This window comes from Streptomyces griseorubiginosus (assembly GCF_036345115.1).
GTDB lineage: Bacteria > Actinomycetota > Actinomycetes > Streptomycetales > Streptomycetaceae > Streptomyces > Streptomyces griseorubiginosus_C.
On the sequence record NZ_CP107766.1, the window covers coordinates 9,071,170 to 9,093,021 of the forward strand.

The 21,852-nt window shown below is 71.4% G+C and carries 20 protein-coding genes; 7 read left to right on the forward strand and 13 right to left on the reverse strand.

Annotation, left to right across the window (positions count from 1 at the left end; all coding sequences use genetic code 11):
• Positions 1-236: 236 nt before the first annotated feature.
• Complete coding sequence (locus OHN19_RS40865; RefSeq protein WP_330269056.1) at positions 237-1,715, reverse strand: aminotransferase class I/II-fold pyridoxal phosphate-dependent enzyme; 1,479 nt, start codon at positions 1,713-1,715, stop codon at positions 237-239.
• Positions 1,716-1,745: 30 nt separating this feature from the next.
• On the reverse strand, positions 1,746-1,985 hold the full coding sequence (locus OHN19_RS40870; RefSeq protein WP_330269057.1) for a hypothetical protein: 240 nt from the start codon (positions 1,983-1,985) through the stop codon (positions 1,746-1,748).
• 212 nt (positions 1,986-2,197) lie between these two features.
• On the opposite strand from OHN19_RS40870, the gene OHN19_RS40875 reads away from it, so the two are divergent.
• The 5 genes from OHN19_RS40875 to OHN19_RS40895 all read left to right on the forward strand — a co-directional run bounded on the left by OHN19_RS40875 (position 2,198) and on the right by OHN19_RS40895 (position 5,298).
• Complete coding sequence (locus OHN19_RS40875) at positions 2,198-2,641, forward strand: ATP-binding protein (protein WP_330269058.1); 444 nt, start codon at positions 2,198-2,200, stop codon at positions 2,639-2,641.
• A gap of 204 nt (positions 2,642-2,845) precedes the next feature.
• Positions 2,846-3,706, forward strand: a complete 861-nt coding sequence (locus tag OHN19_RS40880; RefSeq protein WP_330269059.1) for a SigB/SigF/SigG family RNA polymerase sigma factor — start codon at positions 2,846-2,848, stop codon at positions 3,704-3,706.
• A gap of 20 nt (positions 3,707-3,726) precedes the next feature.
• Positions 3,727-3,945 (forward strand): DUF5133 domain-containing protein, encoded by a 219-nt coding sequence (locus OHN19_RS40885; protein WP_330269060.1) that lies wholly within the window; start codon positions 3,727-3,729, stop codon positions 3,943-3,945.
• Positions 3,946-3,995: 50 nt separating this feature from the next.
• Positions 3,996-4,835: a DUF1206 domain-containing protein gene (locus OHN19_RS40890; protein ID WP_123764780.1), complete on the forward strand. Its 840-nt coding sequence runs from the start codon at positions 3,996-3,998 to the stop codon at positions 4,833-4,835.
• 28 nt (positions 4,836-4,863) lie between these two features.
• Positions 4,864-5,298 (forward strand): hypothetical protein, encoded by a 435-nt coding sequence (locus OHN19_RS40895; RefSeq protein ID WP_330269061.1) that lies wholly within the window; start codon positions 4,864-4,866, stop codon positions 5,296-5,298.
• Between the two features lie 38 nt (positions 5,299-5,336).
• On the opposite strand, the gene OHN19_RS40900 is transcribed toward OHN19_RS40895, so the two are convergent.
• From OHN19_RS40900 to OHN19_RS40910, 3 genes are all read right to left on the reverse strand, one after another.
• Positions 5,337-7,556, reverse strand: a complete 2,220-nt coding sequence (locus OHN19_RS40900; protein ID WP_330269062.1) for an FUSC family protein — start codon at positions 7,554-7,556, stop codon at positions 5,337-5,339.
• Between the two features lie 62 nt (positions 7,557-7,618).
• Complete coding sequence (locus OHN19_RS40905; RefSeq protein WP_330269063.1) at positions 7,619-7,831, reverse strand: DUF4287 domain-containing protein; 213 nt, start codon at positions 7,829-7,831, stop codon at positions 7,619-7,621.
• A 93-nt stretch (positions 7,832-7,924) separates the two neighbouring features.
• Positions 7,925-9,301, reverse strand: coding sequence for an NAD(P)/FAD-dependent oxidoreductase (locus OHN19_RS40910; protein ID WP_330269064.1), 1,377 nt, complete (start codon positions 9,299-9,301; stop codon positions 7,925-7,927).
• 266 nt (positions 9,302-9,567) lie between these two features.
• Here OHN19_RS40910 and OHN19_RS40915 point away from each other — a divergent pair, with 266 nt between their 5' ends.
• Entirely contained in the window at positions 9,568-9,927 is a 360-nt protein-coding gene (locus OHN19_RS40915) for a PRC-barrel domain-containing protein (protein ID WP_330269065.1), read from the forward strand.
• Positions 9,928-9,942: 15 nt separating this feature from the next.
• On the opposite strand, the gene OHN19_RS40920 is transcribed toward OHN19_RS40915, so the two are convergent.
• On the reverse strand, positions 9,943-10,416 hold the full coding sequence (locus OHN19_RS40920; RefSeq protein ID WP_330269066.1) for an ATP-binding protein: 474 nt from the start codon (positions 10,414-10,416) through the stop codon (positions 9,943-9,945).
• An 85-nt stretch (positions 10,417-10,501) separates the two neighbouring features.
• Positions 10,502-12,406 (reverse strand): AMP-dependent synthetase/ligase, encoded by a 1,905-nt coding sequence (locus OHN19_RS40925; RefSeq protein WP_330269067.1) that lies wholly within the window; start codon positions 12,404-12,406, stop codon positions 10,502-10,504.
• 152 nt (positions 12,407-12,558) lie between these two features.
• On the opposite strand from OHN19_RS40925, the gene OHN19_RS40930 reads away from it, so the two are divergent.
• Entirely contained in the window at positions 12,559-12,792 is a 234-nt protein-coding gene (locus OHN19_RS40930) for a DUF6480 family protein (RefSeq protein ID WP_330269068.1), read from the forward strand.
• Between the two features lie 2 nt (positions 12,793-12,794).
• On the opposite strand, the gene OHN19_RS40935 is transcribed toward OHN19_RS40930, so the two are convergent.
• From OHN19_RS40935 to OHN19_RS40960, 6 genes are all read right to left on the reverse strand, one after another.
• On the reverse strand, positions 12,795-13,883 hold the full coding sequence (locus tag OHN19_RS40935; RefSeq protein ID WP_330269069.1) for a glutamate--cysteine ligase: 1,089 nt from the start codon (positions 13,881-13,883) through the stop codon (positions 12,795-12,797).
• 108 nt (positions 13,884-13,991) lie between these two features.
• A complete protein-coding gene (gene glgB, locus OHN19_RS40940) occupies positions 13,992-16,205 on the reverse strand; it encodes a 1,4-alpha-glucan branching enzyme (RefSeq protein WP_330269070.1) in 2,214 nt (737 codons plus the stop codon).
• 3 nt (positions 16,206-16,208) lie between these two features.
• On the reverse strand, positions 16,209-17,573 hold the full coding sequence (locus OHN19_RS40945) for a maltokinase N-terminal cap-like domain-containing protein (RefSeq protein WP_330269071.1): 1,365 nt from the start codon (positions 17,571-17,573) through the stop codon (positions 16,209-16,211).
• Between the two features lie 26 nt (positions 17,574-17,599).
• A complete protein-coding gene (gene treS / locus OHN19_RS40950; protein WP_330269072.1) occupies positions 17,600-19,318 on the reverse strand; it encodes a maltose alpha-D-glucosyltransferase in 1,719 nt (572 codons plus the stop codon).
• Positions 19,315-21,291, reverse strand: coding sequence for an alpha-1,4-glucan--maltose-1-phosphate maltosyltransferase (locus tag OHN19_RS40955; RefSeq protein ID WP_330269073.1), 1,977 nt, complete (start codon positions 21,289-21,291; stop codon positions 19,315-19,317). The genes treS and OHN19_RS40955 overlap by 4 nt, the downstream gene beginning before the upstream one ends.
• 76 nt (positions 21,292-21,367) lie before the next feature.
• Entirely contained in the window at positions 21,368-21,667 is a 300-nt protein-coding gene (locus OHN19_RS40960; RefSeq protein WP_330269074.1) for a DUF5133 domain-containing protein, read from the reverse strand.
• Positions 21,668-21,852: the final 185 nt, after the last annotated feature.

The following is a 21,852-nucleotide window of genomic DNA, read 5'->3' on the forward strand; positions in this document are numbered from 1 at the left end:
GCGAGGGATTCCGGTGTTGTGCCTATGCCCATTTCAGCGGCTGCCGCCGCCCGGGGCACCTCGGCGGAGGTGAGGATCTGCTCATGGCATGGAAAAGCCCTGGCTGGACGGGGGAGGCCAGCCAGGGCAGTCAGAGGTGGTGCGGAGGAGGGTTTGCACCCCGTCACCACGTATGGATGAACCGTAAACCATCCATGGCGATTTCGCGCAATCGAATCCGGGGTGGGTGACCGGTTTCACTCGGAAGAGGCGTTTACCACCCTGATCGTCTCCAACTCGGCGTCGGCCGGATCCGGCAGGTTCATGCCCGCGGCCAGGCCCGTCCGCAGATACTCCAGCACCGGTTCGGTCAGCAGCTCGCCGGGCAGTACGGCGGGGATCCCCGGCGGATACGGCGTGATCAGCTCCGCCGCGATCCGTCCCGCGGCCTCGGCGACCGGTACGTTCTCGGCCGGCCCGAAGAACGCGTCCCGGGGCAGTCGCACCTGCTCCATCCGCAGCTCGGACGGCGGCGGCACGGACACCCGCGGAGCCGGACCGAACTCCGGCGCGGCCCGGGCGAGATCCCGGAGCGCGCGGAGCAGCTGGCCGGTGGTCTCCTCGTCGTCGCCATGGGTGATCTGCATGCCGATCCGGCGGTGGTCGGTGAGGTGGGCGTCGATGCTCCGGTGCTCGCGCAGCCAGTCCGCCGCCTGGAACCCGGTCACCCCGAGCCCCGTGACGTCGATGACGCAGGGCAGCGGATCGAAGTCGTCGGCCAGGCCGGGCCCGCAGAAGTCGTCCCGGTCGTTGACGTGCATCCCCTCGATCTCCTCGATCGCCGGCCGCACCCGGGCCGCGAGGTCGAGCGCCCCGCCCATCAACTCCTTGCCGTGCAGCGCCATCTGCCGGCGCCAGCCGTCGATACCGGCGTACAGCAGCACCGAGGGACTGGTGGAACCCAGCAGGTCGGCGCGCATCTTCAGCAGGTCCGGCGGGACGAGACCGCCCTGGAGGTGGAAGACCGACCCCTGTTCGAGACCGCTGCCCATCTTGTGGATGCTGGTCACGCAGATGTCGGCGCCCGCGTCCATGGCCCAGGACGGCAGATCGGGGTGGAAGGGCAGATGCGCGCCCCAGGCCTCGTCCACGATCAACGGCACCGAGCGGCGGTGGCACACCTCGGCGATGTCCTCGAGGGCCGCGCAGCCGCCGTACGGCGTCGGACTGACGACCAGGGCGCCCTTCGCGTCCGGGTGGGCCTCGAAGGCCCGCTCGAAGTCGGCGGCCGACGGCGGGTGCGCGAGATGGCGCTCGGCGTCCCACCGCGGATCCACCCACACCGGCTCGATCCCCGACAGGATCAGCCCCGACACCACCGACTTGTGGGCGTCCCGCCCGATCAGCAGCTTCTCGTGCGGGCCCGCGACGGCCAGCATGGCCGCCTTCACGGACAGCGAACTCCCGCACGTGGTGAAGAAGGTGTGCTCCGCGTGCACCGCGTCGGCCAGCAACTCCTCGGCCCGCTCCAGCACCCGCCCCCGGGTCAGCCGGTCGTCCAGACCGCCCGAGGCCAGCACATCGCCCAGGAAGACCGCGTCACCCAGCACCTCCCGCACCGCGGGGTCGGCCCCCCGGGCCTGCTTGTGGCCCGGCGGAGCGAACGACAGCCGCCCCCGGCGGTGGTAGTCGGCCAGGGCGTCCAGAACCGGTGCTTGCGTGTGATCGGCAGTCATGGGGCCCCGGGTGCCCGGACCGCACCTGCGTCAACCAGCCTGGGCCGGACCACCGGAGGGCCCGCGGCTGCCCGGCCTCAGCACCTCGTCCAGCACCCGCGTCACCGCCTCGTAGGCCAGCGTGCGGACGGTCGCGTCCCGGGCGGCGTCCGTGTCGGCGGAGGCCAGCTCCTCGCTCCGGGCCCGCCAGGACCGCTCCTCCTCGGCCGCACAGGCCCGGGCGCGCTGGATACGGCGCAGCAGTTCGTCTGAGTCCACGACATCGGTCATGCAGTCCGCGTACCCGCGCAATGCCGTCGGATCACCGGGAGATCCGCCCGAAACAGGAAGGTTTGACCGGGCGGGCAGAGGTGAGCCGATGAGAGAGGCACACGGGGAGCGCGCAGCGCACACCGCGGTCACCGTGTTCGCGGGCCGGGCCGGGCCCGGCTTCCGCAGCACCGAACAGACAGCCAGTCGTTCCACCGATCAGGAGCCACGTCATGTGCGAGGAGCACAGGACCGACGCCACCCCCGAAACCTCCGTGGCGTACCGTCACGCACCCCCACGTCCCTACCGGCCGGCCGAGGCGCGCCGGGCCGTCGAGCGGGCCGTGTCCGAGCGGTGCCGAGCCACCCACACCCCCTGCGACGCGCAGGCCCTCTCGGACGCGCTGCTCGTCACCTCCGAACTCACCACCAACGCCATCCTGCACGGCGGCGGCATCACCGACTTCGACGTCAGTGTCGAGGGGCAGGGCGTCCGCGTCTCGGTGAGCGACCGCAGCACCGCCCTGCCGGTCGCCAAGGAGCCCGTCGACCGGCAGGGCCGGTGGCGGCCCGGCGGTCACGGCTGGCCCATCGTCTGCCGCCTCGCCCACGACGTCCGGGTCACCGATCTGCCCACGGGCGGCAAGTGCATCACCGCGATGGTGCCCCTGAGCTGAACCGACACTGCTGGGACAGCTCCGGAAACGGAGTTTTCGCCAACGGTGTTTGGGCCCCATACAGCAGGGCAGACGCAGTTTCGTGCTTCGGACCGGAGGCGCGCCAGCGGGAGCTGTACGGCTGCTGCGGGCCCCTCTTCTGCGGTCCCGGCGGCGTACCTCCCGCGGTCAGTCCCTGAACCCGTTCTTCAGGAGCGAATCCGCATGCTCACCGACACGTCGACCAGCCGTCCCACCACCCAGGACCGTCCCACCACCTCCGGCAGGCGGCGGCACGACGACGCCCCCGACACCATGGCTCTCTTCACCCGGCTGGCCGGGCTGGAAGAAGGACCCGAACGAGACGCCCTGCGCGACGAACTCGTCACCGCGTGGCTGCCCATGGCCCACCGCATCGCGGGCCGCTTCCGCGACCGCGGTGAGTCCCTCGAGGACCTGCGCCAGGTCGCCGCCCTCGGGCTCGTGAAGGCCATCGACCGGTTCGAACCGGAACGAGGAGCCTTCGAGAGCTATGCCGTCCCCACCATCACCGGCGAGGTCAAGCGCCACTTCCGCGACCGCATGTGGGCCCTCAGGGTGCCCCGCCGGGTGCAGGAACTGCGCAACAAGGTGCGGGTGGCCCGACGCGAACTCACCCAGAACCCCGGTTCCCCCGAACCCTCGCCCGCCGACCTCGCCGCCCACACCGGTCTGACCGAGGAAGAGGTCACCACCGGACTGGAGGCCCTCGAAAGCTTCAGCACGCTGTCCCTGGACGCCGAACTGTCGGCCGGCGACGACGGCTACAGCCTCGCGGACACCCTGGGCGGCCCCGACACCTCGTACGACGTCGTGGTCGACCGCGAGTCCGCCAAGGAAGGGCTGCGCAGGCTGCCCGAGCGTGAACGCGCCATCCTCTACATGCGCTTCTTCGAGGACATGACCCAGAGCCGCATCGCCGACCAGCTCGGCATCTCGCAGATGCACGTCTCCCGGCTCATCAGCCGCAGCTGCGCCCGCGTGCGTGACGAGGCGCTGGCCGACCGGGCGAGGCGGCACGCCGCCGACGGGCCGGCCGAGGCCTGAGAGTACGAGGAGGGAGTCAGATGCTGATACCCGACCCCGCGTTCCTGCGGCGGCTCGTCGAGGAGTACGAGGCACTGCGGGCCGCGGAGGCCCGCACGGTGTCCGAGCCGAGCCCGCGGGCGCGGGACCTCGCCTACACGCTCTGTGTGTCGACCGGCACCCGGGACGTGCGGCTGGCCCTGGAGACCGCCCACCGTCTCCTCGGGGCCGTCCCCGAACGCGCCCGACTGGCCGACTGACCGTAGCCGTGCGACCGCCCGCCCAGGGCATGAGGAACCCAGGAGTGGACATGAACACGAGCACCATGGCACAGTCCGGCCGCCTCGGGGCCAGGCGTGCGGCGCGCGGCTCCGCGGTGGAGTGGGCCGCCCGGGTGGGCTTCACCGCCCGTGGCGTGATCTACCTGCTGGTCGGTGTGCTGGCGCTCCAGATCGCCTTCGGCGACGGCAAGCGCCAGGCGGACCGCGGCGGCGCCCTCGCCGCCGTCGCCGACAAGCCCTTCGGCTCGGTGGTCCTGTGGGCGCTGGGCATCGGGCTGGTCGGCATGGCCCTGTGGCGGCTGTCGGAGGTCGTCTTCGGCTCGGTCGGCCCCGACGGCCGCAAGGTCACCAAACGGCTGATGTCGGCGGGCCGCTTCCTCTTCTACGCCTTCGTCGCGTACTCCGTGCTCTCCTTCGCCGTGGGCTCCGGCTCCGGCGGCAGCGGATCGAGCGACAAGCAGTCCAAGGACATCACCGCCCGGGCCCTGGAGTGGCCCGGCGGCCAGTGGCTCGTGGGCGCCGCGGGCGTCGGCGTCGCGGTGGCCGGTGTGTGGATCGCCGGACGGGCGCTGTTGCGGTCCTTCCACGACAAGCTCAAGCTTTCCGAGATGGGCCCGCGCGTCCGCAAGCTGGTGGACGTGACGGGTGTGGGCGGCGGAGTGGCGCGTGGCGTGGTGTTCGCCGCGGCGGGCGCGTTCGCCGTCCGGGCCGCGGTCGACTACGAGCCGAAGAAGGCCAAGGGCCTCGACGACACGCTCCGCTCGTTCGCCGACACCCCGCTGGGGCCCTGGCTGCTCGTGCTGATCGCCGTCGGGCTGGTGCTGTTCGGGGTGTTCTCGTTCGCGATGGCACGCTGGCGGAAGGTCTGAGCGGCGGCTCGTGGGGAACCCGAGGCGTATGAACGAACCCGAGCTTCCGCCCGACGGTAGGCCCGTGGACGTCTACCTGGACCTTCTGCGCATCCGCATGGCCTCGGAGGACTACGAGCTGCTGCTCAGCGTGGTCCGCCCGGTCCTGCGGGCGATCGACGAACAACAGCTGCCCGCCCTGGACTTCGCCCTCGAGGACAGTCAACAGGACGGGCTGCCCCAGGAGATCCGCGACGAGGCCGCACTGGTCATCGCCACCGCCGTCACCGGGCGCATGGACAACAAGGTGATCGAGCTCCACGTCGACGAGAAGACCGGCCCGATCCGGGTGGTCACCGACGCGGACACAGCCGACGACCCGGTGCGCCTCGGTGAGATCGCCGACTACATCCGCGAACGCCGGCGGCTCGACGACGAGTTGCGGGGCATCGCCGAGGTGAGCGGTCTGCCCACGGACCTCTGAACGCGAGGCGCCGGCCCTGCTGAACGCCGGGTCGTGCGCTACCGCTTCGGCGCCGAAACCGGCACGTGCAGCGGCCGGGCCAGGCCCACCAGGGTCTCGTCCAGCCGCTGCACGTGCCGCAGCACCCGGTCGGTGACCCGCCCGAACCGCGGAGTTCCGGGGACCTCCGTCTCCAGGAGCGACGCGATGCTCGGCCCGGTCTCGACCGCGGCGGCGGAGTGCTCGTCGGCCAGATGCGCGGCGATCGCCGCGATGTTGTCCCCGATGCGCCGGCCCGCCCGCCGCAGCCGGGGGTCCGCCGCGATCGAGGGATGCGTGGGCAGCAGTTCGGCCGTCGCCGCCAGCGAACGCGCGTGGTACGCGCAGGTCTCCAGCAGCGCCACCACGTAGCGGGCCGTGTCCCGCCGGGCCCGGAGCGGCGTGATCGGATGCGTGAGCGGCTGGGTGGCCGCCCGCAGATCGGCCAGCGCCTGGTCCAGGTCGCGTGCCTGGTCGAGCAGTTCGACCGGGGTGCCGCCGCTGAGCTGGTCCACGGCGGCCTCGGTGACCTCGTCGAGCCGCTCCAGGACGGTGACGAGCAGGTCGTTGGTACGGCGGTCCGTGCGCACCGGCAGGACGAACGCCGCCGCGATGACCCCGCAGGCCGCGCCGAGCGCGGTCTCCTCCACCCGCAGCACCAGGACCGAGAGGCTGTAGGTGTGCAGCAGGGTGTAGAGGAGGCCCAGGGCAGCGGTGACGAAGAACGACATCAGCGTGTAGGAGAGCGGCGCGGTGTAGAACATCGCGAACACCAGCACCAGCACCAGGGCGAACGCGGTCCAGGTGTGCTGCCCGACCACCCCGGCCAGCACGATCCCGGCCAGCACGCCGAGGACCGTGCCCAGCAGACGCCGGTAGCCCTTCACCAGGATCTCGCCCGTGGACGCGGTGTTGAGGAAGACGATCCAGCAGGTCAGCACGGCCCAGTACCAGCGCTGACTGGACAGGAACTCCCCGCCGACCATGGCGAGCGCGGACCCCACGGCCACCTGCACCGCGGCCCGGGTCGTGGGCCGCTCGAGCCCCGTGAGCTCCTCCTGCGCCTCGCCCGCGTCCATCACGGCGTCCTCGGCGTCCAGCTCCTCGCGCGAACGGGCCGTCGCGGGGGAGTCGTCCGACTCGTCCTGCGGCCCGTCCAGGGCGATCCTGAGGCCCAGGACCGCCCGGGCGGTCTCGCCGATGCCCCGGAAGACGTCCTGCACGGCCGGTGGCGCGGGCGGCAGCCTGTCCTCCTCGCGGTAGCCGAGGAGCCGGTTGCGCACCTGGGACAGAGCGGTACCGGACCGCGCGGCCACCGGGCGCAGCACCAGCAGCCGCAGCGCCTCCAGATCGCGGCGCACCTGCGCCATCGCCTCGTCCCGGCCGGGCATCCGGCCCGCCCGCGGGGCCGGCGCGCCCGGCAGATGCAGGGTCAGGGTGTCCGCCTGCTCGGCACTGCGGGCCGTCAGCAGCAGCAGGCCGAGCCGCTCGGCGGCGATCTCGGCGTCCGCGATCCGCCGCTGCACCAGCCGTGCCGTGGCCTCGTCGGCGGTCCCCTCCTCCAGCCGCCCCTGGATCATCAGCGCCGTCTCGTGCAACCGCGCGGTGCCCTCGCGCACCGTCTCCAGCACCTCGTCGATCTCCCCGGGCCCGGCGTCGAGCAGCCCGAGCTGCGCGGACACCAGCTGCGCCAGCCGGGCCCGGAAGGCCTCCCGCAGGCGCTCCAGAAGGCCCGCCGGGGTCTCCGGCACCAGCAGGAACCGCGCCGCCGCACTGCACAGGAAGGCGACGCCGAGGACGCCGTAGAGCTCGGGCAGGCCGGAGACGGTGGCGCCGACGAACAGGGACACGAAGTAGACCTGGAAGCCGATCAGACCGAGCGCGGTGCCCCGCTCGCCGAAGCGGCGGCCGTAGACCGCGCAGAAGATCAGCACCACGAAGAAGAGGTCACCGGCCACCACCCGGGAGCTCAGCAGCGCACCCAGCGACAGGGAGGCCAGCGCCACCGGCAGGCCCAGGGCGAGCGTCACCGCCTGCGGGGCGCGCTGCTTCTCGCGGATGGCGAAGGTGGCGACCATGGCGGCGATGGCGCCGGCCACCAGATGCGGGACGCTCACCCCCAGCACGCCGAGCACGGCCAGCGTGAGCGCGATCGCGCCGACCGTGCGCAGACCGGCGGCCAGTCTCAGCAGCCCCGGGTCCGACGCGGCGATCCGGTCCCGCAGCCTCGCTGTGTTCACTCCGCCGTACTCACTCCCGTGTCACGTCATGATCCGTTTCCAGCATGGCACGGCGGAGCGGATCACCTCCCCTTGGCCTCCGCGAGGGTGTGGGCCACCAGCGCGTTGGCGTGGCCGTGTCCCAGGCCGTGCTCGGTCTTGAGCCAGGCGACCAGTTCCATGTGCCGGGTGAGCGGCGAGGAGCGGATGAGTTCCTGCCACTCTGCGATCGGGCGGCCGTACTTCTTCTCAATGGAGGGGAAGTAGCTGGCGGGGCCCTTCACGGTCTCGGCCATGGCGGTGTCCTTTCGGGAGGCGCTGTGCTGTCCTTCCTACGACCGCCGACCGGCGGGAAACCGATCGGCGGCCCCAAGTGACGTGCGCCACATCTACGGGTCGAGTGGCTTCGGCCCCTCGACCTGCGCCCGGACCTGTTCCGGCGTCAGATACGCGTCGGTGTACTCGAAGTCCTTCAGCTTGGCGGGCTTGCGGGCCTGGAAGCCGGTGCGGACGAAATCGTCGCCCGCGACGGCGTTGAGCGTCCAGTTGGTCGCCACCCGGACCTTGGCGACGTTGGTGCGCAGCGCCGCCCAGTGGTAGCCGCGGGCGGCGAACTGGGCGGGCAGGCCGCGCAGTTCGATCCCGAGCGGCTTGGAGACGGCGTCCGTGCCGCCGAGGTCGACGACCAGGCCGAGGTCCTTGTGGACGTACGGCTTCAGGGCCTGGCCCCGGAGTGTCGCGATGACGTTGTCGGCGACCGTCTTGCCCTGGCGCATGGCGTGCTGGGCCGTGGGCGGGCAGACCGCGCTGTCGTCGTCCTTGGCCTTGTCGGGCACGGCGGCGGAGTCACCGAGCGCGAAGACCCCGTCATGGCCCGGCAGGGTCATCTCGGCCGTCACCGCGAGCCGCCCGCGAATCGTTTCCGCGCCGAGCGTGGCGATCAGCGGGCTCGCGACGACCCCGGCGGTCCAGATCAGCGTCCGGGTGGGCACCACCCGCCCGTCGGTGAAGGTGACCTCCTCGGGCCCCGCTTTCTCGATCGACACGCCCAGCGACACGTCGATGCCACGCCGCTTGAGGATCTCCTGCGCGCTGCGACCCAGCTTGTCGCCCAGCTCCGGCATCAGCTTCGGGGCGATGTCGATCAGATGCCACTTGATCAGCGAGGGGTCGATGCGCGGGTAGCGCTTGACCGCCGCGTGCGTGAGCTTCTGCAGACAGGCCGCGGTCTCGGTGCCGGCGTACCCGCCGCCCACCACCACGAACTGGAGCCGCGCCGCCCGCTCCGCCGGGTCCTGGCTGGCGTCGGCCAGGTCGAGCTGGGAGATGACGTGGTCGCGGATGTAGGCCGCCTCGGCCAGCGTCTTCATGCCGAAGGCGTGCTCGGTGAGGCCGGGGATGTCGAAGGTCCGGGTGATGCTGCCGGGCGCCAGCACGATGTAGTCGTACGGCTCGTTGACGATCTCGTCCGTGATGGTGCGGATCACACAGACCTTGGACTTGAGGTCCACGCCGATCGCACCGCCCGGGATGATCCGGGTGCGGTACTTCTTGCTGCGGCGCAGGGAGACGGCGATCGACTGCGGCGTCAGCACGCCGGAGGCGACCTGGGGCAGCAGAGGGAGATAGAGCTGGTAGGCGAACGGCGTCACCAGGGTGACGTCGGCTTCGTCCGGCGAGAGCTTCCGCTCCAGCCGGCGCACGCACTCGACACCGGCGAAGCCGGCGCCGACCACCAGGATCCTGGGTCGTGTCACGGTGTTCATCCCTTTCTGCGGCTCCAGGCGGTCTGCCTCGAACGCCCTTCGTCTGCCCGTGCGGACGCGACGAATGCGTCGAGGACCACCATGCCCGTCCTGACCTGAAAACGCACCGGGAGAAAGGTGAAGGAGGTGCGCGGAGCGGAGGACCGGAAACCGCTTGTGACGGGCCGTTCGTCGAATGCGCGTGCGGCAGACGGGTATTTGGTGCAGTGGGCCCGTGCGTTGCCAACCACCGGGACCCGTGCAGCGTTCGGGAGGGAAGGAGCAGCGTGACCACCGACAGCATCTGGTCGTACGCGCCGGACAGCGGTTACGTCGAGGGACAGGACCTGACGGGCTTCAGCGTTGTCGCGAGCGACGGCACGATCGGGCACGTGGACCGGCAGGCCGCCCCCGGGGGACTGGCCCACCTCGTCGTGGACACCGGCGTCTGGGTCTTCGGCCGGAGCGTCCTGGTCCCGGTGGGCGTCGTGACCCGTGTCGACACCCAGGACCGCCGGATCACGGTGGCCTGCACCGGGTCGGAGGTGAAGGCGGCCCCGCGCTTCCGCACCGACAGCGAGACCCGGGACCCCGCCTACCTGTCGGAGGTCGGCGCCTACTACCTGCGGCTCACGGCCACCGCCTGAGGGGAGCCCGACACCTCACCACGGCAGGAAGACGTGCACGTCCTTGCCGCGATCGTCCGGCACCACGCTGACCTGGTCGCACAGGGCGTGGATCAGATGCCAGCCGATGCCACCGCCGCCCGTGCGGGGGTTGAAGGAGCGGGGGGCGGGCGGCGTCGGATTGGTGTCGCGCAAGGTCACGTGCACGCCGTCGAACGTCCGCCGCATCCTGAGCGCGAAGGGCCCAGGAGCGTACTGGACGGCGTTGGCGGCCAGTTCGGTCACCACCAGCAGGATGTCGTCCCAGTGCTCGGGACTCGCGGGGGGCACGCTCTCGCCGAGGTCGCAGAGGAATTCCTCGGCAGCGAGCCGCGCACCCGTCACACAGTGCGGTTCGCCCGCGAAACGGGTGGTGCGGCTCGGAATCGCCTCGGAAGTCAGTGTCTCTCCCAACGCGGATCGGGCGTCGTGCCGCTCGCGCGGCCCGGCGTCAGCGGGGCTGTCGGACATCGGTCATGGTGCCATTGATCCGTGTTCCCGACGGCGCGCCGCCCAATCGTTCCCACCTCCCCGAACGCGCCAGGCGGCGCCCCGGTCAGCGGAACACGTCGTCCGAGTCGTCCCAGCTCAGCAAGTCCTCCGTCGCGGTGCGCCGGGCGCCGGCCGAGCGGGCCTGGTACATCGCGTCGATCTCGGCGGCGTACCGATGCACGATCTCGTCCCGGCGCAGCTTCATCGACGGCGTCAGCAGCCCGTTGGCCAGGTCGAACGGCTCCGACAGCACCCGGAACACCCTGATCGACTCCGAGCGCGAGACGGTGCTGTTGGCGGCGGCCACCGCCCGGGCGATCTCCTCCCGCAGCAGGTTCTCCTCCCGCGCCTCCCGCGCCGAGGGATCCTGCTGGGCGAGCAGGACCCCGCGCCAGTGGGCCAGGAACACCGGGTCCACGGTGAGCAGGGCGCCGACGCAGGGCCGGTTGTCCCCGACGACCACCGCCTGGTGGATCAGCGGATGCATCCGCAGCCGGTGCTCCAGGGCGGCGGGAGCCACACTCTTGCCGCTGGTCGTGACGAGGATGTCCTTCTTGCGGCCGGTGATCGTCAGATAGCCGTCGGCGTCCAGCCGGCCCAGGTCCCCGGTGGCCAGCCAGCCGCCGTACAGCGCGGCCCGGGTGGCGGCCTCGTCGTTGACGTACCCCTGGAACACCGAAGGGCCGCGCACCAGGATCTCCCCGTCGTCCGCCACCCGGAGATCCACGCCCGGCAGCGGCTTGCCCACGGTCCCGGACTTCTCCCGGCCCAGCGGCTGCATGGTGATCCCGCCGCAGGTCTCGGTGAGGCCGTACCCGTCGTGCACGTAGAGACCGATGCCCTCGTAGAACAGGGAGAGCTCGCGGTTGAGGGTCGAGCCGCCCGAGGTGCCCCGGCGGGCCCGGCCGCCCAGCGCGGCTCTCAGTCTGCGGTACACCGTCCGCTCGTACAGGGCGTGCTGGAGCCGCAGGTCGAACCCGGGGCCCGGGCCCTCGCCCAGCCGCTGCCGCTCACAGGCCAGGGCGAAGTCGCGGGCGGTGTCGGCGGCCCGCTCGAACAGGGCGCCGCGGCCCGACTGCTGGGCGGCGCGCAGGAAGTTCTTGTAGATCTTCTCGAAGACGGAGGGGACCGCGTAGAAGTACGTGGGCCGGAACGACTGGAGGGAGGCGGCCAGCGCCTCCTCGTTCAGGTCGGGCTCGTGGGCCATGAGGAAGCCGCCCCGGATGCACACGCCCTGGATCATGAGGCCGTACACGTGCGAGAAGGGCAGGAAGGCGAGCACCGACGGCTGCTCGCCCGGCGCGGCCGTGATCTGCCGCCAGCCCTCCAGCAGGGTGTCACAGGGGCTGGCCAGGCCGCGGTGACTGAGCGCGCACCCCATCGGACGCCCGGTGGTGCCGGAGGTGTAGGCGACCACCGCCGTGGAGTCCGGCAGCACGATGCGGCGCAGTGACTCGACCGTCGCGAGCGGGATCAGCTCGCCCCGCTCGGCCAGCTCCTCCAGCGCCCCCGCGTCCAGCTGCCAGACGTGCCGCAGCCGGGGCAGCGCGGCGCACACCGAACCGACCGTCATGACGGCCTGCTCGTCCTCCACCACCACGGCCACACAACCGGCGTCCCGCAGGATCCACTCGACCTGGTCGCGCGAGGCCGTCGGGTAGATCGGCACGACCTCGGCGCCGACCGCCCACAGCGCGTAGCTGAGAACCGTCCACTCGTACCGGGTGCGGGCCATGATCGCCACCCGGTGGCCGGGCGAGATCCCGCAGGCGACCAGCCCCTTCGCGAGGTCCACCACCTCGTCCCGCAGCTCCACCGCCGTGACCTCCTGCCAGCTCCCCGAGGACCCCTCGGGACGGCGGGCGAGGACCGGCAGGGTGGGGTCGAGCTCCGCTCTCTCGAAGACGCTGTCGGCCAGACCGCCGCTGGAGCGCGACAGGGTCCGGGGAGCGAGGGCGAAGTCGCGCATGCGCTGCTCCTGACGTGTACGGGCTGTGACTGCGCCGACGAGCTCGGTCATCCGCGGTGCTCGAATCTAGCCCAGGAGACTGCGGGGGGTACCTGTATTACGGAAGTAGGCGGTCACCTGTGATCTCGCCGAGATCGGGGGACTCGGACCCCATGAGTTACACGAATCCCGATCCCGAACCCGAGCGCACCACCGGACTGGAGCCGGGCGGCGGCGTACCCCCGGGCGAGACCCCGCCCGCGGAGAGCAGCCTGCCCGAGGCCGGCCCCCGGGAGACGCACAACCCGACCAGGGGCTGGGCCAAGGGCCCACTGGCCCTGATCCTCCTCCTGGTGGTCCTCGTCGCCGCGTTCTTCCTGGTGTACGCCATCATGCTGGCCCTGTAGACCTATGCCTGGGTCAGCTTCACGCACTCGGTGACCACGTCCCGCAGACTGCCGGTGCGCTCCAGCAGCTCGCGCTGTACGCGGGCGCCGTTGCCGCGGCCCAGCAGTTCGGCACAGGACTCGCGGGCCAGGTCCAGGTCGCCGCTGTCGGCGAGCGCCTCCTCGACGTGCTCCAGCAGGGCGCGGACCACCGTCTCGGCGGGCATGCGGTGCATCGTCGCCGGATGGAGCAGCTCCTCCGACAGCCCGGAGCGCGCGGCCCGCCAGGCGGCCATCCGCAGCAGGCTCACGCTGTGCGTCACCGGCTCCCGGCCCTCCCGCCACTCACGGGCGGCGGTCTCCACCAGTCCCCGGGCGAGGGTCGCGAGCAGGACGGGGGTGTCCGCGTGCAGACAGACGTCGGCGACCCGGATCTCCACCGTGGGGAAGTTCCGGGACAGCCGCGCGTCGAAATAGATCATCCCCTCGTCGAGGATGACCCCGGTCGCCACCATGTCGGCCACCCGCCGGTGATAGCGCTCCGCCGAGCGGAAGGGCTCGGTCGGCCCGGCCGACGGCCAGCGCTGCCACACCCGGCTGCGGTAGCTGCTGTAGCCGGTGTCCTTGCCCTGCCAGAAGGGCGAGTTGGCGCTCAGCGCGGCCAGCACGCTCAGCCAGGGCTGGATCCGGTCCACCACGGCGACCGCCTCGTCGTCGGACTCGACGGACACATGGACGTGGCAGCCCATGACCAGCTGCTCCCTGGTGGCGATGCCGTACTGCTCCGCCATCCACTGGTAGCGGCGCCCGATGCCGACGGACGGGCTGACGGGCAGCGGCGAGGTGGCGAGGGAGGCCACCGCGCAGCCGCTCTCGCCGGCGAGCCGGGCGGCCTCCTTGCGGCAGCGCACGATCTCCGCGCGCAGGGCGTCCATCCCCGACTGCGGGTGGGTGGCGAACTCCAGCATCTGGTTGTGGAGTTCCTTCTCGAAGACGTCCTGGCCCGGCTCGTCCTGCGCGGCCCGCGCGAGTACGGCCGCGGACAGCGCCTGCGGCTCGCCGGTCTCCGGATCGACCAGGAGGAGCTCCTCCTCCACTCCGACGGTGCGCACGTGATGCAGCCCTTTCTGTGGCCCTTGGCGACGACGAGGATGCTCGTTCTCGTACGACCCCGACTGCCCCCTCGGGCCGGTCGGACACCTCCGCGTCGCCCGCGGACCTCAGCCGGAGACCGGGACCAGCCACACCGTCGCGAGCGGCGGCAGGGTGAGCCGCAGGACCCCGTCCTCCGCCTTGACCGGGTCGGGGGCGGTGACGTCGCCGCCGCCGTACCGCGCGGAGTCGGTGTTGAGGGCCTCCCGCCACAGGGGGAAGCCCTCGGGGACGGTGAGGCGGTAGTCCTCGCGCACCGCGGGGGAGAAGTGGGAGACCGCGAGCAGGGGGGTGCCCTGCGCGTCGAACCTCAGGAAGGCGAAGACGTTGTCCTCGGCCGCGTCCCCGATCACCCACCGGAAGCCACCGGGGTCGGTGTCCCGCTGCCACAGCGCGGGCGTCTCCCGGTAGACGGTGTTCAGGTCGCGCACGAGATCACGGACGCCCCGGTGGTCCGGCTCGGCTCTGTACGCCGGGTCGAGCAGCCACCACTCCGGGCCGTGCTCCTCCGACCACTCGGCGCCCTGGGCGAACTCCTGGCCCATGAAAAGGAGCTGCTTGCCGGGGTGGGCCCACATGAAGCCGAGGTAGGCGCGGTGGTCGGCCCGCCGCTGCCACCAGTCGCCCGGCATCTTGGACACCAGCGCCTGCTTGCCGTGGACGACCTCGTCGTGGGAGATCGGCAGCACGTAGTTCTCGCTGTACGCGTACACCATCGAGAACGTCATCTCGTTGTGGTGGTACTTGCGGTGCACCGGCTCATGGCTGATGTAGCCGAGCGAGTCGTGCATCCACCCCATGTTCCACTTCAGGCCGAAACCCAGGCCCCCGCTGTCGGTCGGACGGGTCACGCCGTCCCAGGCGGTGGACTCCTCGGCGATGGTGACGACCCCCGGCGCCCGCCGGTACACGGTCGCGTTCATCTCCTGGAGGAAGGCGACCGCGTCGAGATCCTCCCGGCCCCCGAACACGTTCGGGCTCCACTGGCCCGAGTCGCGCGAGTAGTCGAGGTAGAGCATGGAGGCGACCGCGTCGACCCTGAGGCCGTCGATGTGGAACTCCTCGCACCAGTACACGGCGTTGGCGACGAGGAAGTTGCGCACCTCCACGCGTCCGAAGTCGAACTCGTACGTGCCCCAGTCCGGGTGCTCCGCCCGCCGCCAGTCCCCGGGCTCGTACAGCGGGTCCCCGTCGAAGCGGGCCAACGCCCAGTCGTCCTTGGGGAAATGGGCCGGCACCCAGTCCATGATCACGCCGATGCCGGCCCGGTGGAGGGCGTCGATCAGGTACTTGAAGTCGTCGGGGGAGCCGAGCCGGGAGGTCGGCGCGTAGAAACCGGTGACCTGGTAACCCCAGGAAGGGCCGAAGGGGTGCTCGGCGACCGGCATCAGCTCGACGTGGGTGAAGCCGAGCTCCTTGACGTACGCGGGGAGCTCCTCGGCGAGTTGACGGTACGTCATCCCCTTGCGCCAGGACGGCAGATGGACCTCGTACACCGAGAACGGCGCCTCGTGCACCGGGACCTCGCCCCGCCCGGCCATCCACTCCTGGTCGCTCCACTCGAAGTGCGAGGAGGTCACCACGGACGCGGTGTCGGGCGGCACCTCGGTGCTGCGGGCCATCGGGTCGGACTTCAGGAACCGGTCGCCGTGGCGGGAGGTGATCTCGAACTTGTAGCGGGTGCCCTCGCCGATCCCGGGCAGGAACAGCTCCCACACCCCGGACGCGCCGAGCGAGCGCATCGGAAACGCCTGCCCGTCCCAGTAGGTGAACTCGCCGGCGACCCGGACCCCCTGGGCGTTCGGCGCCCAGACCGTGAAGCGGGTGCCGGTGACGCCCTGGTGGGTCATCGGCTCGGCGCCGAGCGCCTTCCACAGCTGCTCGTGGCGTCCCTCGCGGATCAGGTGGAGGTCGGTCTCGCCGAGCGCGGGCAGGAAGCGGTACGGGTCGTGCACCTCCTGCTCCCCGTCCGCGTACGCCACCCGCAGGGTGTAGTCGGGGATCGCGTCGAGGGGGAGCAGACCCGAGAAGAGGCCGTCGCCCTCCGAGGTCAGCGGGCTGCGCTCGCCGTCGATCACCACGCTCACCGAGCGGGCGAAGGGGCGCAGCGCCCGGAAGGCGATCCCGCCGGCGACCGGGTGGGCGCCGAGCAGCGCGTGCGGGTCGTGGTGGGCGCCCGCCAGCAGCCGGGCCCGGTCGCCGGTGTCCAGTGGCGGGGCCGGGGCCGGGGCGCGCCCGGCCGGTCCGGACGGCTCGGGCATCGAAGTGTCACGCAGGGCCACGGCTCAGTCTCCTCTCACGGCGAGGCGCTCGATCGCCGCCATCGGCACGGGCAGCCAGTCGGGTCGGTGTCGCGCCTCGTACAGGACTTCGTAGACGGCCCGGTCGGTCTCGTACGCCCGCAGCAGTCCGTGCTTCTTGCGCGGGTCCCAGCCGGCGAGGGCGGCGTAGCCCGCGCAGAAGGCCTCCCGGCAGCGGCGTGCCCACTCCGGACGCCAGGGGCGGCGCTGCCGGGCCGCGTAGTCGAAGGAGCGCAGCATGCCTGCGATGTCCCGCACGGGAGACTGCGCGGTGCAGCGCTCGGCGAGGGGCCGGGACGGCTCGCCCTCGAAGTCGATGACGAACCACTCGCGGCCCGCCCGCAGCACCTGCCCCAGATGCAGGTCGCCGTGCACCCGCTGTGCCGGTGGCCCGGCGTCGCAGGTGGCCAGCGCGCCGAAGGCGTTCCGCAGCCCGGGCACGAACGGTCGCAGCGCCGGGACGCTGTGCGCGGCCGCGTCCAGGCGTTCGGCCATCGCGGCCGCCATGGAGCCGTTGTCTCCGTGGGCCCCGTCACCGGGGAACGCGGCGGCCAGCGCGAGGTGCACCTCGGCCATGGCCCGCCCCAGCTCGTGCGCCTGCACGGTGAAGTCGTCACCGGAGGCCAGCGCGTGCAGGGCCAGCGTCCAGCCGTCGGAGGCGTCCCGCAGATACGGCTGGAGCACGCCGAGCGTGGCCTCCTGCGGGTGCGTGGTCCGGAACCAGGCCACCGGCGCGGGCACCCTGCGGCAGCCCTGCCCGGCCAGCGCGACCGGCGCCTCCAGGTCCGGGTTGACCCCGGGCTGGATCCGGCGGAAGACCTTCAGGATGAACTCGTCGCCGTACACCAGCGAGGAGTTGGACTGCTCCGCCTCCAGCAGCCGCGGGGGGAGCCCGGCGGGCACCGGCACCGAGGGGTCGCCCTCGAAGCGCAGGGGTCCGGCCGTGCCGGGCTGCCGCAGCCGTTCGAGGAGCAGCTGCGCCGAACGCGGGTCGTGCAGGGCGTCGTAGATCGTGAGGCCGGCCAGCGGACCCTGCTCCGCGCGGCCGATCAGGGCGCGGCCGAGACGCGGTGAGAGGTGCTTCCGCACGCCCAGCAGCAGCTGGTAGCAGTCACCGGCCGGGGTGGCGCAGCCCGGCGCGGGCACTCCGCCGTGACTGGCGTGGACCAGCAGATGCAGACAGCCCGGGAACAGCTCGGTCATGGAGAGCAGACCGAGTTCGCTCACGGGCCGGTCCTTGCCCGCGAACCACCGCTGGCGCGGCAGCCACTGGCGCAGCAGCCCGCCCAGCGACGCCATGAGGTCGCTCGCCGGCACGGTTCTGGGGCCGAGGGGTGCGGTCTTCGGCATGGTGACGCGTCCTTTCGTCGGCACGCTCAAGAGCGTCGACCGATGCGGGATGCGACTCGGGAGAGCCGGAACCAGTAGAAGCCGTGCCCGCCGAGGGTCAGCAGATACGGCAGTTCACCGATGGCCGGGAACCGCACCCCGCCGAACAGCTCGACCGGGTGTCGACCGGCGAACTCGCGGAGGTCGAGCTCGGTGGGCTGGGCGAACCGGGAGAAGTTGTTCACGCACAGGACCAGGTCGTCCTCGTACTCCCGCAGGAAGGCCAGCACGGCGGGGTTGGAGGACTGGAGCTCGGTGAAGGTGCCGAGGCCGAACGCCGGGTTCTGCTTGCGGATCTCGATCATCCGGCGGGTCCAGTGCAGCAGGGAGGACGGCGAGGCCATGGACGCCTCGACGTTGGTGACCTGATGCCCGTAGACCGGGTCCATGATGATCGGCAGGCTGAGCCGGCCCGGATCCGCCGTGGAGAAGCCCGCGTTGCGGTCGGGGGTCCACTGCATGGGGGTGCGGACGGCGTCCCGGTCGCCGAGCCAGATGTTGTCGCCCATGCCGATCTCGTCGCCGTAGTAGAGGATCGGCGAGCCGGGCAGCGCCAGCAGCAGGGCCGTGAACAGCTCGATCGTGTCCCGGTCGTTGTCCAGGAGGGGGGCGAGGCGCCGTCGGATGCCGATGTTGGCGCGCATCCGCGGGTCCTTGGCGTACTCGGCCCACATGTAGTCGCGTTCCTCGTCGGTGACCATCTCGAGGGTCAGCTCGTCGTGGTTGCGCAGGAAGATGCCCCACTGGCAGTTCTGCGGGATGGCCGGGGTCTTGGCGAGGATCTCGGAGACCGGGTAGCGGGACTCGCGGCGCACGGCCATGAAGATGCGGGGCATGACCGGGAAGTGGAAGGCCATGTGGCACTCGTCGCCCCCGGCCTGGTAGTCGCCGAAGTAGTCGACGACGTCCTCCGGCCACTGGTTCGCCTCCGCGAGCAGCACCGTGTCGGGGTACATCGCGTCGATCTCGCGGCGCACCCGCTTCAGGAACTGGTGCGTGGCGGGCAGGTTCTCGCAGTTGGTGCCCTCCTGCGCGTAGAGGTAGGGCACGGCGTCGAGGCGGAAGCCGTCGATGCCGAGGTCCAGCCAGAAGCGGAGGGCGGCGAGGATCTCCTCCTGGACGGCGGGGTTCTCGTAGTTGAGGTCCGGCTGGTGGGAGAAGAAGCGGTGGAAGAAGTACTGGCCGCGGACCGGGTCGTAGGTCCAGTTGGAGGCCTCGGTGTCGACGAAGATGATCCGCGCGTCCTGGTACTGCTTGTCGTCGTCCGCCCACATGTAGTAGTCGCCGTAGGGGCCGTCGGGGTTGGCGCGGGACTCCTGGAACCACGGGTGCTGGTCGCTGGTGTGGTTCATGACGAAGTCGATGATCACGCGCATGCCGCGCTGGTGGGCGGCGTCGACGAACTCCACGAAGTCGGCGAGGTCACCGAACTCCGGCAGTACGGCGGTGTAGTCGGAGACGTCGTAACCGCCGTCCCGGAGCGGCGACTTGAAGAACGGCGGCAGCCACAGGCAGTCGACACCGAGCCACTGGAGGTAGTCCAGTTTGGCGGTCAGGCCCTTGAGGTCGCCGACACCGTCGCCGTTGCTGTCCTGGAAGGAGCGGACCAGCACCTCGTAGAAGACCGCTCGCTTGAACCAGTCGGGGTCCCGGTCCTTCGCCGGAGTGTCCTCGAAGGTGTCGTGGACGGGCTCGTTGACAGTCACGCTGTGGATCCTCCGCTCTGAGGCGCCGACCTACGGACCTGGAACACGTGCGCGGGTGCCCGGCCGGGCTCCAGGCGCACGTAGTTGTTTCTGCCCCAGCGGTAGGTCTCACCCGTCAGTTCGTCGTGGACGGAAAGGGACTCGTGCCGTTCCAGGCCGAGTTGCGGCATGTCCAACGAGACCGTGGCCTCCTGGGTGTGGTGCGGATCGAGGTTCACGACCACCAGGACCGCGTCGTCACCCGTGCGCTTGCTGTAGGCGATGACCGAGTCGTTGTCGGTGTCATGGAAACGGAGGTTCCGGAGCTGCTGGAGCGCCGGGTGGCTGCGCCTGCTGGTGTTGAGCTGGGTGATCAGGGGGGCGAGGCTGTCGGGGCTGTCCCAGTCGCGGGCCTTGAGCTGGTACTTCTCCGAGTCCAGGTACTCCTCGCTGCCCTCGCGCAGCGGGGTGTTCTCGGCCAGCTCGTAGCCGGAGTAGATCCCCCAGGTCGGCGAGAGGGTCGCGGCCAGGACCGCGCGCAGCGCGAACGCCGGCCGGCCGCCGTGCTGGAGGAAGGCGTGCAGGATGTCGGGGGTGTTGGCGAAGAAGTTCGGCCGCATGTAGGAGGCCGCCTCACCCGCCAGCTCACTCAGGTACTCGGTCAGCTCCTGCTTGGTGGTGCGCCAGGTGAAGTACGTGTACGACTGCTGGAAACCGATCTGCGCCAGGGTGTGCATCATCGCCGGCCGGGTGAACGCCTCCGCCAGGAAGATCACATCGGGGTCGGTGGCGTTGATGTCACCGATCACCCGCTCCCAGAAGACGACCGGCTTGGTGTGCGGGTTGTCCACGCGGAAGATCCGCACCCCGTGCCCCATCCAGTGCCGCAGCACCCGCACGGTCTCCGCGACCAGCCCGTCCAGATCCGCGTCGAAGGCGATCGGGTAGATGTCCTGGTACTTCTTCGGCGGATTCTCCGCATACGCGATCGTGCCGTCGGGGCGGTGGTGGAACCACTCCGGATGCTTCTGCACCCACGGATGGTCCGGCGAGCACTGCAGCGCGAAGTCCAGCGCGATCTCCAGCCCGTGCGCGGCAGCCTCCCGCACGAACCAGTCGAAGTCCTCGATCGTGCCCAGATCCGGGTGGACCGCGTCGTGGCCGCCCTCCGGCGAGCCGATCGCCCACGGCACGCCCACATCGTCGGGGCCGGCGGAGAGGGTGTTGTTGCGGCCCTTGCGGAAGGTGGTGCCGATCGGGTGGATCGGCGGCAGGTAGACCACGTCGAAACCCATCGCCGCGATCGCCGGCAGCCTGCGGGCCGCGGTACGGAACGTGCCGTGCGGCGTCTCGGGGGTGCCCTCCGACCGGGGGAAGAACTCGTACCACGAGCCGAACAACGCCCGCTCCCGCTCCACCAGCAGCGGCAACGACTCCGACGCCGTGATCAACTCCCGCAGCGGATGGCGGGCCAGGACCGCGTCCACCTCCGGGGTGAGCGCCCCCGCCAGACGGGTGGCGACCGGCAGCGAGTCATCGGCGAGCGTCCTGGCCGCGGCCAGCAGCACCGCCCGCTGCGGGCCCTCCGCTACGCCCGCCGCCGCACGGGTGTAGAGCTCGGCGCCCTCCTCCAGGACGAGTCCCGTGTCGAGGCCGGCCGGCACCTTTATGCGGGCGGTGCGCCGCCAGGTGCTCACCGGGTCGCTCCAGGCCTCCACGCGGTACGTCCAGCGCCCCTCGACGTCCACCGTCACCTCGGCGCCCCAGCGGTCGGTGCCCGGGGCCAGCTCCCGCATCGGGGTCCAGGGACTGTGCCGGCCCTCCGGGTCGGTGAGGACGACGTTCGCGGCGACCGCGTCGTGCCCCTCGCGGAACACGGTGGCGGTGACCTCGAACGTCTCTCCCACGACCGCTTTCGCCGGGCGCCTGCCCGACTCGACGGCAGGACGGACGTCCCGAACGGGGATGCGGCCGATGGCCGGGGTGGTGCTCATGCTCTCGCCTCCGTCGTGCTCGAGGCCGGGCACTGAGGGCGCCCGGCCGGGGGATCGAAGCTGCGCCGGAAGGCTGTCACCTCCCCGCGGGGGAACGTTCCGCCGATCTCGGAGGACCCCGTCTGACGGCGGCGCTCGCGTGCGGGAGGTCGCTCTGCTCCTGCAGATAGGCGATCACGCTGCTCCGCAGATAGCGCTCGGCCGCGTCGGCGGCCTCGCGGGCACAGCGCTTGCCCATCAGGACGCACAGCGTGTAGCCCGAGTCCTCGAAGGTGCTCCGGACGGCGCGGTCGGCGGGGGAGGCGAGCATCCGGCGCTCCCAGGCGCGGTAGCGCCTCAGTTGCCTGGCGACTTCGGCTTTGGCCGGTAGCAGCATGGCGCCGTTCACCTTTCGGAGGTGGGGAGATGCGGGACCCGCGAGATCTTCACTCATGGTGCACGGGTAACGACTCAGCGTCTTGTTGGGTCTTCAACGACCTTTATGCCGCCTCATCCGCCCCGACCGGCTTCATTCGCCTCGCGAATCGCTCGTGTTGCACGAATGGCGTAGCACTCCCACTC

Coding starts and splice junctions, on each gene's coding strand:
- OHN19_RS40865 (WP_330269056.1), bottom strand. CDS start 1,715: ATGACTGCCGATCACACGCAAGCACCGGTTCTGGACGCCCTGGCCGAC.
- OHN19_RS40870 (WP_330269057.1), bottom strand. CDS start 1,985: ATGACCGATGTCGTGGACTCAGACGAACTGCTGCGCCGTATCCAGCGC.
- OHN19_RS40875 (WP_330269058.1), top strand. CDS start 2,198: ATGTGCGAGGAGCACAGGACCGACGCCACCCCCGAAACCTCCGTGGCG.
- OHN19_RS40880 (WP_330269059.1), top strand. CDS start 2,846: ATGCTCACCGACACGTCGACCAGCCGTCCCACCACCCAGGACCGTCCC.
- OHN19_RS40885 (WP_330269060.1), top strand. CDS start 3,727: ATGCTGATACCCGACCCCGCGTTCCTGCGGCGGCTCGTCGAGGAGTAC.
- OHN19_RS40890 (WP_123764780.1), top strand. CDS start 3,996: ATGAACACGAGCACCATGGCACAGTCCGGCCGCCTCGGGGCCAGGCGT.
- OHN19_RS40895 (WP_330269061.1), top strand. CDS start 4,864: ATGAACGAACCCGAGCTTCCGCCCGACGGTAGGCCCGTGGACGTCTAC.
- OHN19_RS40905 (WP_330269063.1), bottom strand. CDS start 7,831: ATGGCCGAGACCGTGAAGGGCCCCGCCAGCTACTTCCCCTCCATTGAG.
- OHN19_RS40910 (WP_330269064.1), bottom strand. CDS start 9,301: ATGAACACCGTGACACGACCCAGGATCCTGGTGGTCGGCGCCGGCTTC.
- OHN19_RS40920 (WP_330269066.1), bottom strand. CDS start 10,416: ATGTCCGACAGCCCCGCTGACGCCGGGCCGCGCGAGCGGCACGACGCC.
- OHN19_RS40925 (WP_330269067.1), bottom strand. CDS start 12,406: ATGCGCGACTTCGCCCTCGCTCCCCGGACCCTGTCGCGCTCCAGCGGC.
- OHN19_RS40930 (WP_330269068.1), top strand. CDS start 12,559: ATGAGTTACACGAATCCCGATCCCGAACCCGAGCGCACCACCGGACTG.
- OHN19_RS40945 (WP_330269071.1), bottom strand. CDS start 17,573: ATGCCGAAGACCGCACCCCTCGGCCCCAGAACCGTGCCGGCGAGCGAC.
- OHN19_RS40955 (WP_330269073.1), bottom strand. CDS start 21,291: ATGAGCACCACCCCGGCCATCGGCCGCATCCCCGTTCGGGACGTCCGT.
- OHN19_RS40960 (WP_330269074.1), bottom strand. CDS start 21,667: ATGCTGCTACCGGCCAAAGCCGAAGTCGCCAGGCAACTGAGGCGCTAC.